Genomic DNA, 14,265 nt, shown 5'->3' with positions numbered 1-14,265 from the left:
CCATGGCCTGGAACCCCGGGCACGCCCGGGGCCGCGGCATCCGGCACCGCGACTTCTGACTACCCGAAGGGGACGCGTGGTCACCCTCCCGGAGTCTGAAGGTACACCGGCAGAGCGCACGGAGGGACCGCCCGCTACACCAGCCTTGCCCTATCAACGTACGTCACGTTGGGCGATGTTCCCGGCCATGGCAGAGATTGCTACTTGTAAACGTGTGGGGCGAGAGTGCCGATGAACGGAAGGTTCCGGTATCGCTCGGCGTAGTCGAGGCCATAACCGATGACGAACTCGTTGGGAATGTCGAAGCCCACGTATTTGACGTCGATGGGCACCTTCACCGCGTCGGGTTTCCGCAGCGCGGCGCAGATCTCCAGCGACGCCGGATTGCGCGACTTCAGGTTTTCCAGCAACCAGTGCAGGGTCAGGCCGGAGTCGATGATGTCCTCGACGATCAGCACGTGGCGGTTCAAGATGTCGGTGTCGAGGTCTTTCAGCACGCGTACGACGCCGGAGGACTTGGTGCCCGCGCCGTACGACGACACCGCCATCCAGTCCATCTGCACGGGCACGTGCAACGCTCTGGCCAGGTCCGCCATCACCATGACGGCGCCCTTCAACACACCTACGAGCAGGACGTCCTTGCCCGCGTAATCCTCGTCGATCCGGCCGGCAAGCTCTTTGATCTTGGCCTGGAGCTCGTCCTCGGGAATGAGCACCTTTTCCAGGTCATTGCCCATGTCGGCAGCGTCCACCTGTGGTTCCTTACGGGATGGGACTGATGGCGAATATCAGGGTGCCATACCGCCGGACGGCCGACAGACCCCCGGGCAGGTCAACGGCTTTCTGCCCGCGCCAGTGCGTGATCAGCCGGTCCACGGCCAGTACATGGGTGGCCGACAGGGCGCCGGACGGGGATCCCGCGGCCATCGCCGCCCGCCGCAGCACCCGCCGGCGGACTGCGGTCGGCAGCTTTTCCAACTCGGCCGCCTTTAGCTTCACCGACTCGCCGATATCGCTAAGAGCGCAATTCTGGTACGCCGACTCCGCCCACTCGTCGAGCGCGTCCGCGTCCTCCCGCGCCATCGCCGCCGTACGCGCCAGCGCCTGCGCCACCCCGGGGCCGAGCTCACTCTCCAGGACCGGGAGCACGGTGCGGCGGACGCGGACCCGCGTGTACCTCTCGTCCTCATTGTGGGGGTCGTCCCAGGGGGTGAGGCTCTGGGCTCGGCAGGCGGCCACGGTGGTCTGTCTGGGCAGGTCGAGCAGGGGCCTGCGGTAGCGGCCCGAGCCGGCCGCCATGCCGGACAGGGAGCGGGGGCCGCTGCCTCGTGCCAGGCCCAGGAGGACCGTCTCCGCCTGGTCGTCCCTGGTGTGGCCGAGCAGGACGGCCGTCGCCCGCAGCCTCTCGGCCGCCTCGTCGAGCGCGGCGTACCGGGCCTCCCTGGCCGCCGCCTCCGGGCCGCCCTCCTTGCCGACCGTGACCGTGAGGATCTCCGCGGGGGTCAGCCCCAGCGCCTCCCCCAGGTCCTTGACCGTTGCGGCGCGGGCCTTCGAACCGGGCTGGAGCTGGTGGTCCACGGTGAGGAGGCCGGCGCGCAGGCGCATGCGGGGGGCCACGAACGCAAGGGCGGCGGCCAGGGCCAGGGAATCGGCTCCGCCGCTGCAGGCTGCCAGGATCAGGGCGTCCTGGTCCACGTCGGCCAGGGCCTCGCGGACTGCCCGGCGGATGTCGGCTACGGCTGGATGTGGGCCCACGGGTGCCATCGTCGCACCTGACACGCCATGCGCGAGCCACGGGCGCCGCGGCCCGCTCGCCGATCCGGTCTCCGCGAAGGGCACCTGCCCCCAAGCAACGGACCGCAGGAACGGGTCAAACGGCCGGGGCTCGCACACCGGCGCCGGGTTGCGCCGCACCGCCTCTCGCCGACGCGGCGCTGAGGGCGAGGGCGCCTTGGGCACGCGGGCGGTGCCGCGAGCGCGTGCTCGGCGCAGGCGCCGATGTGCCGACGCCCTGTGCGGCCGGTGACCGCACACCGGCGGCGCGGCCGGTCACCGCACACCGGCGGCGCGGCCGAGTCGAAGCCCGGTCGGGTTCCAAGCCGTGGTCGGGTTCCAAGCCGCGACCGTCCCAAGCCGCGACCGGGTCAGGCCGGGAGGGCGGGGGTGCCGATGACGCGGCTGATCCAGGCGTTGGGGTCGGCGATCTCCTGGGTGGTGGGGAGGGTCTCCGGGGAGGTCCAGACCTTGTTGAAGCCGTCCATCCCCACCCGGTCCACCACGGTGCGCACGAAGGCCGAGCCCTCCGCGTACTGCTTCATCTTGACCTCGATCCCCAGCAGCCGCCGCACCGTGCGGTCGAGGCGGGAGCCGCCCTCGCGCCGCTGGGCGAACTTGGCGCGGATGTCGGCCACCGACGGCACCACCGACGGGCCCACCGCGTCCATGACGTAGTCGCCGTGACCCTCCACGAGGGTCATGACGGCGGTGAGGCGGTCGAGGATCTCCTTCTGGGCGGGCGACTGGATGGCGTCGATGAGGTTGCCCTCGCCGCCGCGCACCACGTCGGCCACCGTGTCGGCGGCGTTGCGCAGGCGTTCGAGGAGGGTGGGCAGGTCGAGGTCGGAGGCGAGCAGGAACTCGGTCATCTGCGAGCGGACGTACTCGCGCAGCCACGTCACCCCGGTGAACTGCACCCGGTGCGTCTCCTCGTGGAGGCAGACCCACAGGCGGAAGTCGTGCGGGTTGACGTTCATCTCGCGCTCGGCGTGGACGATGTTGGGCGCGACGAGCGTCAGCCGGCCGACGGGCTCCTGGCCGGTGGGGTCGGGCGGCAGGAAGAGCTCGTACTGGCCGAGCACGCGGGAGGCGAGGAAGGCCAGGACGGCGCCGACCTCGACGCCCGTGATGCGGGAGCCCACGGCGGTGACGATGGCGGGCGCCTGGTTGGCCCCGGAGCTCATGCGCTGCGTGAGCGGCTCGAGGACCACGCGGAAGCCCTGGACGTTGGCCTTGATCCAGCCGGGCCGGTCGACGACGGTGGCCGGCTGCGGCGCGGTCTCTGTGTGAATCTTGGTGAATTGCCGGACGTGGCCCTCGGCCTCGCGCGACAGGGTGCGGAGCTCGGCGACGGCCTGCCTGGCCTCCTCCCGGCTCACCTGAGGGCCGGGGCGCACCAGGCGCGTGCCGGTCGTGACGGCCAGATCCCAGTCGATCACCTGCATACCGTCCACCGTACGTGGTTCTGGCCGAGCGTGGGCGAAGGAGCCCGTACGCGTTCGCGCGGGTCGGTTCAGGAGCGGGCGACGATGGCGGCCAGGCGGTCAAGTACGGGCTCGGCGTTGACCGGCACACGGTCGGCCATGAACGCGTACGTCACCAGCCTTCCGTCCTTGGTCGTGGCCAGCCCGGCCAGCGTGTTGACGTGGTTGAGCGTGCCGGTCTTGGCGCGTACGAGGCCGACCTGGCCCCTGCTGTCGCTGCCGACGAAGCGGCGGCCGTTGCCGAGCGTGCCGGAGAAGCCGGCGATCGGCATGCCGGAGGCGACGGCGTGCAGGCCGGGATGGGCGGGCGAGCCGGACAGGGCGATGGCCTTGGCCAGGGCGTTGGGGCTGATGCGGTTGCGGATGGAAAGGCCGCTGCCGTCGTCGAGCGAGACACCCTGGGCGATCCCGAGGCGCTGCATGACCGCGGCCACCGCCTTGGCGCCGCCCGCGAAGGACGCCTCCTGGCCCTCCTTGATGGCGACGTGACGCATCAGGGCCTCGGCCATGTCGTTGTCGCTGTGGGTGAGGGTGTGCTCGACGAGGGCGTAGAGGGGCGCGGAGTCGACCCGGCCCAGCTCGGCCGCGCCGGCGGGGGCCTTGGCCTGGCGTACGGACTTGGCGACCTTGATGCCCTGCTTGGTGAGCAGCCTGGCGAAGGCGTCGGCGGCGTATCGGGGCGGGTCGGGCACGCGGGGGCTGCGGAAGCGCGGGTCCTGGCGGCCGACGTCCATGGTCAGGGCGTGGACCGGGGCCACCTCGCCGTCGGGGATGTAGTTGGGCTTCCAGCCTGCCGCCCTGGGAGTGCCGGTGAAGAGCGACGAGTCGTAGGAAAGCGTGATCTTGCGTACGCCCTGGGACTTGAGCGTCGCGGCGGTGCGGGCGGCGAGCGTGGCGAGGCTGGCCTGCCTGGGGTAGCCGTCGGCCTTGGCGGCCGGGCCGGCGAGCAGGGGGTCGCCGCCGCCGACGAGGACCACGGCGCCGGGCGCGGAGCCCTGGACGGCCCGGGTGGAGAAGCGGGTGTCGGGGCCGAGCGCGGCCAGCGCCGCGGAGCAGGTGATGATCTTTGTGGTGGAGGCGGGGGTGACCGCGGCGTCGGGGTCGGCGGCGAAGAGCTGCTCCCCGGTGACGGTGTCGATGACCGAGACGCCGACGCGGTCGCCGAGCGCATCGTCACCCAGCGCGCTGGCCAACTGCTTCGTCAAAGTACCCTTAGTCGGGAGAGGTCCGTCTCCGGGCTTCACCGGAAGCTGGGCCAGCACAGGCCCCGCGGTGGCGACGGGGACGGGGGGAGAAGTGCCTTCCGCCGGTGACGCCGTCGGCTCGGTCGGTGAAGACCCGCTCGTCAGCGCGCTCAGGCTGAACTCGGTGGTCATCGCGTAAACGCCGATGACGATCGTGAGGGCTTGGAGCACGGCGAGGGTGGTCAGCATCACCAACCGGTCGCGCCGCGCCACGTCGCCTGCCCTCTCTCTGTGTTCGCCTACGAGACATTAACGCCCAGCCGGGGGTGCCCGGGGGCCTGAGCGGAGGAACCGCGGTGGAGTTCGACGTTGTCGTTGAGATTCCCAAGGGGCAACGGAACAAGTACGAAGTGGACCACGAGACCGGGAAGATCAGGCTTGACCGGCTCCTGTTCACCTCCACGCAGTATCCCGCCGACTACGGCTTCATCGAGAACACCCTCGGCGAGGACGGCGACCCGCTCGACGCGCTGGTGCTGCTCCAGGAGCCGACGTTCCCGGGCTGCTACATCACGTGCCGGGCGGTGGGGATGTTCCGGATGACGGACGAGAAGGGCGGTGACGACAAGGTGCTGTGCGTGCCCTCCACCGACCCCCGGATGCACCACATCCAGGACATCCATCACGTGTCGGAGTTCGACCGGCTGGAGATCCAGCACTTCTTCGAGGTCTACAAGGACCTCGAGCCCGGCAAGTCCGTCGAGGGCGCCAACTGGGTGGGCCGCATCGAGGCCGAGGCCGAGATCGAGCGCTCCTTCCGCCGCGCCAAGGAGGAGGGCCACCACTAGGCCTCCTCAGCGGGGCCTGGTGGCGCCCACCAGGTCCCCGCGCCAGATCGAGGCGACCCGCACCACGTCGCCGGTCTGCGGGGCGTGCACCATCTGGTCGCGCCCGACGTAGATCCCGACGTGGTGGATGGTCGACGGGTCGCCGTTGTGGGCGAAGAACAGCAGGTCGCCGCGGCGCAGCTGGTCGAGCGGCACGTGCGGGCCGGAGGTCCACTGGGTGCCGGTCCAGTGGTCGAGCCGTACGCCCGCCCGCTCCCAGGCCCGCATCGACAGCCCTGAGCAGTCGTAGGTCTCGGGCCCGTCGGCGGCCCACACGTACGGCTTGCCGAGCTGGGTGAGCGCCCAGTTGGCCGCCACGTCGCCCATCGCCGAGCCGCCTGCGACCAGCCCCGACAGCGCCGCCTGCCGCCGTCTGGCCAGCAGCTCCGCGCGGCTGCGGGCCGCGTCCACCGCGCGCTGCAGGTCGTCCTTGCGCGCCGTGAGCTGCCTGGTCTCGCGCCGCTGCCCCAGCACCGCCTCCTCGGCGGCCAGCTTGGCCTGCCGGGCGCGTTCCGCCGCCTCCTGCCTGGCCGTGTGCGCGGCGGCGGCCTGGGCCCGCAGGATCGCCGCGACCTCCTGGGCGTCGCGCATCCGGCCCAGAGCGGCCGTCCGCTCCTCGTTGAGGTGGCCGAGCACGCCCGCCCGGTGCAGGAACCCGTCCGCGCCGGCCCGGTCGGACAGCATGCCCACGATCGGGTGCACCATCCCGAGCCCGCCGTAGCTCTCCGACGCCAGCAGCGCCACGGCCTGCCTGGCCCGCTCCACCTCGGCGTCGGCCGCCGCCAGCCGGACCCCGGCCTGCTGGTGCGCCTGCTCGGCCAGCCGCAGCCGGACGACCTCCCCGTTGTACGCCTCCACCAGCCGCTCCACCTCGCCCGCCAGCGCGTCCAGGCGCGACTGGGCGGTGGCGAGCGCGGCGGTCGTCCGGCTCAGCTCCTGGGAGCGCTCACGTACGGTCTGCCGGGCCTTCTGGACATCGCGGGAGGAGGGCCCCCGATCGGCCTCCACCGGCGGGCACAGACTCATCAGCAGGCAGCCTGCGAGGAGCCCCGCCCGGTATGCGCGCATAGGTCCCCCTGAAACCAATGGTTACTCTATGCACACAGTTCCCGCGCTATTCACACACGTAACGTAAAGGTCCGGCAGCCTCAGGAGGCCGTCTGCGAGGGCGTGCCCGGAGGCTCCTCCGTGGGCGTGGGGGTGGCCGGCTCCGTCGGCGTGGCGGTCGGGGTGGGGGTCTGGCTGGGGGTCGGCGTCGGCGTGGGGGTCGGCGTGGGAGTCGGGGTCGGGCACGGGGTGCGGGTGTTCGGGTCGGACGGCTTCGGCTCCTCTGGGGGGCTGCCCGTGGACGGCTCCGAGGGCCGGCCGGGATCCGTGGGCCCGGGCTCCTCGTGCTCGTCCGGGGACTCCGTGGGCGGCGGGCCGCTGGTCGGCGACGACTGCGCGTGCGACGGCACGGCGGCCGGCGGCGCCGCCGTCGTCGAGGGGGACGGCGACCCGAGAGGATGCGTGGTGGCGTTGTCGACGATGGGGACCACGGTCAGCGGCTCATCCTGCGGGTCGGCCTGCCAGGGCAGCCGGATGCCCGGCGGCTCGCCCGTCGCAGGGAACGCGGCCGTCGCGATGCCTGTGACCCCACCGTTGTCCCTCCCGATGTGATTGAAGATCGTCATTATCGCCACCACGGCCGCGACCGCCGCCAGCGCGCCTGCCAGCGCCTGAGGCCACCGCCGAACCTGCCGCTCCGCTGAAACGGGAAACCCGGCGGCTCCCAGCACGCCCGTACGCCTGGCGACGTAACGGCGGTAGGGCAGCAGCTCGGGGTCGGCGAAGCAGCTCATCACCCTGATGCGCAGCGAGTCGGGCAGCACGGCGCCGGGCAGCAGCTCGTAGACCTTGGCGGCCGACACCTCGCGGGTGCGGTGCGGGGCGCAGACCTCGCAGCGCGGCAGGTGCCTGACCAGGTGCTCGCGCATCTCCTGGGTCAGCTCGCCGGCGAAGCCCGTCAGGATGCGGGCGCGGCGCGGGCAGTCGTACGGGCCCTTCCTGGCCAGGATCTCGGCCGTGATCGCGTCGCTCAGGAGCTCGCCGGCCTCCTCCAGCAGGAGCTCCAGCTGGCGCGGCGGGAGGCCGACGACCTGGGTCAGGTCGGCGGCGGGCAGCGCGTGCCGGTGGACCAGCTCCAGGACCTCGCGCTCGGCCACGGGCAGGCTCTGGACGGCGTTCCAGGCCAGGACGCGCAGGTCGGCGTCGGCCGGATCGTCCAGCGGCGGCGCCTCGGCCAGGCCTTCGGCGGCGCCCGGCGGCGCGGCGGCCCGGCGGCGCAGGCACTCGACCCTGGCCAGCGCGTACAGCCAGGGGCGCAGCCGGTCGGGGTCGGCGAGCGCGCCGGCGTGCGCCTCGGCGGCGATCAGCGTGTCACGCATCGCCACCTGGGCGCTCTCGGCGCTCAGCAGCAGGGACCAGCAGTAGCGGTAGACGCTCTCCGCGTGGGCGTCATAGAGCGCGGACAGTGCTCCTGGATCACGGGCGCGGAGTGCTTCGACCAGGACGCGGTCATTCATGTGACTGAAGGTAATGGATCGGTAACTAGTAGTTCTACCTGTTCACGCCGATGGCATGGCTTGTCTGGCGAAGCAGCCGGATTTCGTACGGATAATGCGGGCGGTCAGGATCGATGGCCCGATTTTTGCGGAAATCACTGCTTATATTCGGAGACGATCTGCGTGCTGCGGTCCACCGCGAACGGCTCGGTCGTCGGCTTGACCGTGTGCACGGGCACGGCCCCGCTGAGTGCCAGCTCCTCGTAGGGCCGGCCGGTGGATCCCCAGGTCCTGGCGGCGATCTCGGTGGCGGCCACGTCGGCGCCCTTCGGCAGGCCGCTCACCGTGAGGATGAAGCGCGGCGGGCTGCCGGCCTCCACCTCGTCCACGAACGTGCTGCCGCCGCCGAGCAGTTTGCCCGCCTTGTCGCGCAACAACGCGTTCACGACCAGGGTGCTCGCCGGAATTTGATAAGGGTTATCAACATATCCCGTAATAAGGTACGTGCCATCTTTTTGGCGCATTGTCTGGACACGTGTGGTCGGGAAACGCTGGAACGCCGAAGTGATCCGAGCCGCCTGCCGCCACTGCGCGGGCCGGTACTGGATCGTCACCTTCGCCGGCTTCTGGGTGGCGCTGGCCTGGCCGGTGAAGGCCAGCGACCCGCCCGGCGGCACGGCGTCGAGCGGCTGGTCCATCCTGACCACCTCGGCGCCCCGGGCGTCGTGCCCGACGATCGTGGCCACCACGTGCTCGCCGAAGTGCCACGGGTTGGCGTTGCTGAGCACGCCCGCCCACGTGACGGCGTACCCGTCGGCGGACTTGACGATGTTCGAGGCCTGCTCCTTGAGAGCGAGCGGCTTGAGCTGCTGGACTGGCTTCTCCTCGCTCGCGCACGAGGACAAGGAGATCGCTCCCAGTGCGACAAGAAGGCTGACGGTACGGCTGCGCGGCATCACTTTGCCGTGATAACCCGAACATGGGCCCCGCCGGGGCGGGACACGCTCCAGCCGTACCGAACCTTTAACGCGGGCGCACCACCCGCGACTCGTCCCAGACCGGCTCCGGCGACTCGTAGACCCTGCCGTCGGAGCCGAAGACCAGGTAACGGTCGAAGTCGGCGGCGAACCACCGGTCGTGGGTGACCGCCAGCACCGTGCCGTCGAACGCCTCCAGGCCCGCCTGCAGCGCCTCCGCGCTGGCCAGGTCGAGGTTGTCGGTCGGCTCGTCGAGCAGCAGCAGCGTGGCCCCCGACAGCTCCAGCAGCAGGATCTGCAGGCGCGCCTGCTGCCCGCCGGACAGCGTGTCGAAGCGCTGCTCGGCGATCAGCCCGGCCAGCTCGTAGCGGGCCAGGATCTTCATGGCTTCGTTCTTGAGCCTGGCGTGCTCCGTCATGACGATCTCGACCGGGGTGCGGCCGAGCAGGTCGGGGCGGGCGTGGGTCTGGGCGAAGTGGCCGGGGACGACCCGGGCGCCCAGCCTGGCGCCGCCCTCGTGGGCGACCCGCTCCCCCGCCATCAGGCGCAGGAAGTGGGACTTGCCGGAGCCGTTGGAGCCGAGGACCGCGACGCGCTCGCCGTACCAGACCTCCAGGTCGAACGGGCGCATCAGGCCGGTGAGCTCCAGCCCCTCGCAGATCACCGCGCGCTTGCCGGTGCGGCCGCCGCGCAGGCGCATCCTGATGTTCTGCTCGCTCGGCGCCACCTCGGGCGGCCCCGCCTCCTCGAACTTGCGCAGCCGCGTCTGGGCCGCGTGGTAGGCCGGGGCCATGCCGTCGTTGTAGCGCGCCTTGTTCTTCAGCATGTTGACCAGGGCCTTGAGCTTGGCGTGCTCCTCGTCCCAGCGCCTGCGCAGCTCGTCGAGGCGCTCGTTGCGGGCCTTGCGGGCCTCGGCGTACGTGGCGAAGCCGCCGCCGTGGATCCAGATGTTGCCGGACTCGACGGTGATGATGCGGTCGGCGGCGTTCGCCAGGAGCTGGCGGTCGTGGCTGACCAGCAGCACGGTCTTGGGGGTCTCCTTGAGCTGCTGCTCCAGCCACTCCTTGCCGGGGACGTCGAGGTAGTTGTCGGGCTCGTCGAGCAGCAGGGTCTGGTCGGGGCCGCGCAGCAGCGCCTCCAACACCAGGCGCTTCTGCTCGCCGCCCGACAGCGTCGACACGTCCCGATATTTCACCCTTTCGAAGGGCACGCCAAGGGCGGCCACCGTACAGGTGTCCCAGAGCACCTCGATGTCGTAACCGCCGGCGTCGGTGTAGTCGCTGATGGCCTGCGCGTAGCGCATCTGCGTCTTCTCGTCGTCGCGCTCCATCATCGCCAGCTCGGCCGCGTCGAGCCGCTCGGCCGCCTGCCGCACGGCGGGCGGCGCCACGCCGAGCAGCAGGTCACGCACGTTGCTGCCGTCGCGCACGCTGCCGATGAACTGGCGCATCACGCCCAGCCCGCCGGAGCTCGCCACACTGCCCTCGACCGGCTGGAGGTCGCCGGCGACCAGGCGCATCAGCGTGGTCTTGCCCGCGCCGTTGGGCCCGACGAGCGCCGCCTTGACGCCTTCGCCGATCCGGAAGGACACGTCGTCGAGCAGGGGCCGCCCGTCGGGCAGCACGTACGTCAGATGTCCTACTTCAACGTGGCCCATCCCGGCAGGTTAACGGGCGACCCGCCATGCGGTCACCCGGATTTCCACGCGTTCACGGGGGCCCTGGACAGTAAGTGATCTAATGACTAGAACTGTAGGGAACCCCTCCCCTAGGACGTGTGATGACGCGATTCCGCACCGCCCTGGCGCCCCTCGCCATCGCCCTCGTCGGCTTCACGGCCGTGCCGCAACCCGTCTGGGCGGCCCCGCCCAGGCCGGTGCCCGCCGCGCAGGAGCAGCAGGCCGCGACGGCCGCCTCGGCGTGCGCGCCCACCGTGCGGGGCGCCACCACCAACGCGCGGCTGACCAGCCTGTTCACCGCCTACGGCAACGACAACAGCCGCCTGGACGACTGGACGGGGGCCGACGGCACCTACTCGCTGAGACTTCCCAGCGGCAAGGAGCTCTGGGTGTTCTCCGACACCTTCCTCGGCCAGGTCAACCCCGACGGGTCCAGGCCGCCGGTGGTCGAGGAGGGCGGGACGACCGTCTTCCTGAACAACTCCTTCGCCGTCGAGCGCAACGGGCGGCTGTCCACGATCCACGACGGCACCGCCGGGAGGCCGACGGCCGTGATGCCGCCGCGCGACGCCGAGCACTGGTACTGGGCGGGTGACGCGACGCTGGCCGGCGGGGTGGTCGAGGTCACCTACCAGGAGTACGAGCGCTTCGGCACGGGGGCGTGGGACTGGCGCTGGCATCGCAACGTGGTGGCCAGGTTCGCGCAGGGACGGCTCGAACGGCCGATCAGCGTGCACGACCTGCCGAGCGGGCACGGCGTGGCCTGGGCCTCGGGGATCCTGAAGGACGGGGGCTACACCTACGTCTACGGGGTCGAGGATCTCGGGTCGCCCAAGTACATGCACGTCGCCAGGGTCAAGGGGCAGAGCCTGCTGGGGCGGTGGGAGTACCTCAAGGCCGACGGCACCTGGTCGGCGGACGAGGCCGACTCCGCGCGGATGATGAGCGGGGTGGCGAACGAGTACAGCGTCAGCCGGGTCGGCGACGGCTACGTGCTGATCACCCATGACACGACCGAGGTGCTGAGCCCGAACATCGTGGCCTACTCCTCCTGCTCCCCCGCCGGCCCGTTCAGCGGCAAGCAGCACGTCCACACCACGCCCGAGACGAGCGGGAACATCTTCACCTACAACGCCCACGCCCACCCCGGCATCGACGGCCCGGGGCTCGTGGTGTCGTACAACGTCAACAGCTTCGTCAACACCGACCACTACCGCGACGTCACCATCTACCGCCCCCGGTTCCTGGACGTGACCTTCGGATGAGGCGCAACTGGGCGGCCCGGCTGCGGCACGGCACGATCGACGGGCTGCGGGCGGTGACGCTGGAGAACGAGCGGCTGCGGGTGACCGTGCTGCCCGGCAAGGGCGGGGACGTGGTGGAGCTGCTGCACAAGCCCACCGACACCGACTTCGTCTGGCTGGCGCCGCAGGGCCTGCGCGACCCGCGCGACCATCTCCAGGGCGCCGCCGACGACGTCGCCCAGTTCATCGACCACTACGAGGGCGGCTGGCAGGAGGTCTTCCCCAACGGGGGCGCGCCGAGCGAGTACCGGGGCGCGCGGCTGGCGCAGCACGGGGAGGTGGCGGCGCTGCCGTGGGAGTGCGAGGTCGTGGCCGACTCCCCCGAGGAGGTCGCGGTGCGGCTGAGCGTGCGGACGCGGCGGTTGCCGTACCGGATGGAGAGGATCATCCGGCTGCGGTCCGGCACGGCGGCGCTGGAGATCGAGGGGCGGGCCACGAACGAGTCAGGCCTGCGGCTGCACGCCATGTGGGGGCAGCACCTCGTGTACGGCCCGCCGTTCCTGCGCCCCGGGGCCCGGATCAGGCTGCCGGAGGGGATCACCGTGATCCCGCACGAGAGCGCGATCAATCCCCCGGAGCGCCGGGTGGGAGCGGGCGGAGCGTGGCCGGTGGTGCCCGCCCACGGAGGCGGCGAGACGGATCTGAGCGTCGTGCCGGAGCCGGGGGCGCCGAGCGACATCGTCTACCTGACCGGCTTCGGCGAGGAGGGTTGGTACGAAATTTCTGGGGATATCGGTATGCGGGTGGAATGGGATGCGACGGTGCTGCCCTACCTGTGGATGTGGCACGAGCTCGGCGCGTCCACCGGCTACCCGTGGTGGGGACGGGCGTACACGGTCGGGCTGGAGCCGTTCGCCGGCATGCCGACCGACGGGCTGGCCGCCGCCGTGGCCAACGGCACGGCCCTCGTCCTGGACCCGCACGAGACGAAGGTGGCGAGGTTGCGCGCGGAGGTGCTGGCATGACGGAGTTCGACGGCAAGGTGGCGCTGGTCACGGGCGGGTCGACGGGCATCGGACGCGCGGTGGTGGACCGGCTGGCCGCCGGCGGGGCCTCGGTCGTGTTCTGCGGCGTGGACAAGGAGGCCGAGCAGGACGGCGAGCGCGTCACGGGCAGGATCGCCGACGTGCGCAGGGCCGGCGAGCTGCGCGGCCTGGTGGACCTGGCCGTCACCCGGTACGGCGGCCTCGACGTCGTGGTCACCTGCGCGGGCGTGCAGCGTTACGGCACCGTCGAGGACACCCCCGAGGACGTCTGGGACGAGGTGATGGACATCAACCTCAAGGGCGTCTACCTCACCTGCCAGGCCGCCGTCCCCAGGCTGCGCGAGCGCGGCGGCGGCTCGATCGTGGTGGTCTCGTCGGTGCAGGCGTTCGCCTCGCAGGCGCGGGTGGCGGCCTACAGCACGAGCAAGGCGGCGCTGAACGGCCTGGTGCGGGCCATGGCGCTCGACCACGCGGCCGACGGCGTCAGGGTGAACGCGGTCTGCCCTGGCTCGGTGGACACCCCGATGCTGCGCTGGGCGGCGGACCTGTGGCGGGGCGAGCTGTCGCAGGACGAGCAGGTCGCGCAGTGGGGCCGGTCCCATCCGCTGGGCCGGGTGGGCAGGCCGGAGGAGGTGGCCGAGCTGGTGGCGTTCCTGGCGGGGCCGCGTTCCTCGTTCATCACCGGAGCGGAGCACCGCGTGGACGGCGGGCTGCTGGCGCAGAATCCCGCGGCCCTTCCCGAATGACGATTTCGACGTAACCGCCCCTCGGCTGGGTCACGGGTTCCTCCATGGGCCCACCCGAGGTGGCAACAGTTGCGTCAATGCGACGAACACCCAGGTCACCGCACGATACGAGTGGGTCTGGCGGGCCGGGCACGCGACCCTCACCCGGGCGCGAAGCCTTGACGGGATCGGCGAGTCACAACGACTCGTGTTCGATTCTGCACGCTAAGTTACGAGGTCGAAATGACTCACCGATCGAGGAGAGACCTGTGAGGCTATTCAAGAAGGCCGCCGGCTTCGTCGCCGCGGCCGCGATGTTCGCCGTGGTCGCCCCCGCTGCCACCGCGGCGGCGAGCCCCCGCTCGACCTGCTACGGAGGTCGTGTCTGCCTGTACGCCGGGTTCGACTACAACCGCGGCCAGGTCGACCACTGGCGCGACTTCACCAAGGACGACTCGAACTTCGCCGACAACAACTGGCTGAACTGGGACTTCAGCAATTCCTGGCACAGCATGAACAACGAGACCAGCTCGATCAGGAACCGCGTCGGCTGCAGCGCCACTCTCTGGCAGCACCCTGGTTACACCGGCGCCCACAGCACGTTCACGCACAACTCGAACGACGGTTTCCTGGCGAACAACGCCGTCGGCAACAACCGCGCCAGCGCGATCGACATCTGGTGCCACTGAGCATCAAGGGGAGTGCCGGTTTCCGGGCTTGG

The 14,265-nt window shown here is 71.1% G+C and carries 13 protein-coding genes; 5 read left to right on the top strand and 8 right to left on the bottom strand.

Annotated features, from left to right (window positions below; genetic code table 11):
- Positions 1-200: 200 nt before the first annotated feature.
- From hpt to dacB, 4 genes are all read right to left on the bottom strand, one after another.
- Positions 201-752 (bottom strand): hypoxanthine phosphoribosyltransferase, encoded by a 552-nt coding sequence (hpt, locus tag HD597_RS52305; RefSeq protein WP_253755145.1) that lies wholly within the window; start codon positions 750-752, stop codon positions 201-203.
- Between the two features lie 10 nt (positions 753-762).
- A complete protein-coding gene (gene tilS / locus HD597_RS52300; RefSeq protein WP_253755143.1) occupies positions 763-1,764 on the bottom strand; it encodes a tRNA lysidine(34) synthetase TilS in 1,002 nt (333 codons plus the stop codon).
- Positions 1,765-2,144: 380 nt separating this feature from the next.
- Entirely contained in the window at positions 2,145-3,221 is a 1,077-nt protein-coding gene (locus tag HD597_RS52295; protein ID WP_253755141.1) for an Rv3626c family coenzyme F420 biosynthesis-associated protein, read from the bottom strand.
- Between the two features lie 68 nt (positions 3,222-3,289).
- Positions 3,290-4,465 (bottom strand): D-alanyl-D-alanine carboxypeptidase/D-alanyl-D-alanine endopeptidase, encoded by a 1,176-nt coding sequence (gene dacB, locus HD597_RS52290; RefSeq protein ID WP_253755139.1) that lies wholly within the window; start codon positions 4,463-4,465, stop codon positions 3,290-3,292.
- A 335-nt stretch (positions 4,466-4,800) separates the two neighbouring features.
- Between dacB and HD597_RS52285 the strand changes: the two genes are divergently transcribed.
- Positions 4,801-5,292: an inorganic diphosphatase gene (locus tag HD597_RS52285; RefSeq protein WP_043615308.1), complete on the top strand. Its 492-nt coding sequence runs from the start codon at positions 4,801-4,803 to the stop codon at positions 5,290-5,292.
- Positions 5,293-5,298: 6 nt separating this feature from the next.
- Here the strand turns inward: HD597_RS52285 and HD597_RS52280 are convergent, their stop codons facing one another.
- The 4 genes from HD597_RS52280 to HD597_RS52265 all read right to left on the bottom strand — a co-directional run bounded on the left by HD597_RS52280 (position 5,299) and on the right by HD597_RS52265 (position 10,508).
- Positions 5,299-6,399: a C40 family peptidase gene (locus tag HD597_RS52280; protein ID WP_253755137.1), complete on the bottom strand. Its 1,101-nt coding sequence runs from the start codon at positions 6,397-6,399 to the stop codon at positions 5,299-5,301.
- Between the two features lie 80 nt (positions 6,400-6,479).
- A complete protein-coding gene (locus tag HD597_RS52275) occupies positions 6,480-7,895 on the bottom strand; it encodes an RNA polymerase sigma factor (RefSeq protein ID WP_253760020.1) in 1,416 nt (471 codons plus the stop codon).
- A 134-nt stretch (positions 7,896-8,029) separates the two neighbouring features.
- Complete coding sequence (locus HD597_RS52270) at positions 8,030-8,779, bottom strand: hypothetical protein (RefSeq protein ID WP_253755135.1); 750 nt, start codon at positions 8,777-8,779, stop codon at positions 8,030-8,032.
- Positions 8,780-8,897: 118 nt separating this feature from the next.
- The gene (locus HD597_RS52265) at positions 8,898-10,508 is read right to left on the bottom strand and encodes an ABC-F family ATP-binding cassette domain-containing protein (RefSeq protein ID WP_253755134.1); all 1,611 of its coding nucleotides are present in this window, start codon (positions 10,506-10,508) and stop codon (positions 8,898-8,900) included.
- Between the two features lie 122 nt (positions 10,509-10,630).
- Here HD597_RS52265 and HD597_RS52260 point away from each other — a divergent pair, with 122 nt between their 5' ends.
- From HD597_RS52260 to HD597_RS52245, 4 genes are all read left to right on the top strand, one after another.
- Entirely contained in the window at positions 10,631-11,794 is a 1,164-nt protein-coding gene (locus HD597_RS52260; protein WP_253755132.1) for a DUF5005 domain-containing protein, read from the top strand.
- Positions 11,791-12,798: a DUF4432 family protein gene (locus HD597_RS52255; RefSeq protein ID WP_253755130.1), complete on the top strand. Its 1,008-nt coding sequence runs from the start codon at positions 11,791-11,793 to the stop codon at positions 12,796-12,798. Before HD597_RS52260 ends, HD597_RS52255 begins: the two co-directional genes overlap by 4 nt.
- Positions 12,795-13,565 carry an SDR family NAD(P)-dependent oxidoreductase gene (locus tag HD597_RS52250; protein ID WP_253755129.1) on the top strand — a complete coding sequence of 257 codons (771 nt, stop codon included), beginning with the start codon at positions 12,795-12,797 and terminating at the stop codon, positions 13,563-13,565. The genes HD597_RS52255 and HD597_RS52250 overlap by 4 nt, the downstream gene beginning before the upstream one ends.
- A 248-nt stretch (positions 13,566-13,813) precedes the next feature.
- On the top strand, positions 13,814-14,233 hold the full coding sequence (locus tag HD597_RS52245) for a peptidase inhibitor family I36 protein (protein ID WP_253755127.1): 420 nt from the start codon (positions 13,814-13,816) through the stop codon (positions 14,231-14,233).
- Positions 14,234-14,265 lie beyond the last annotated feature (32 nt).

Source organism: Nonomuraea thailandensis (assembly GCF_024172165.1).
Taxonomy (GTDB): domain Bacteria; phylum Actinomycetota; class Actinomycetes; order Streptosporangiales; family Streptosporangiaceae; genus Nonomuraea; species Nonomuraea thailandensis.
This window is presented reverse-complemented; position numbering and strand designations above follow the sequence as displayed.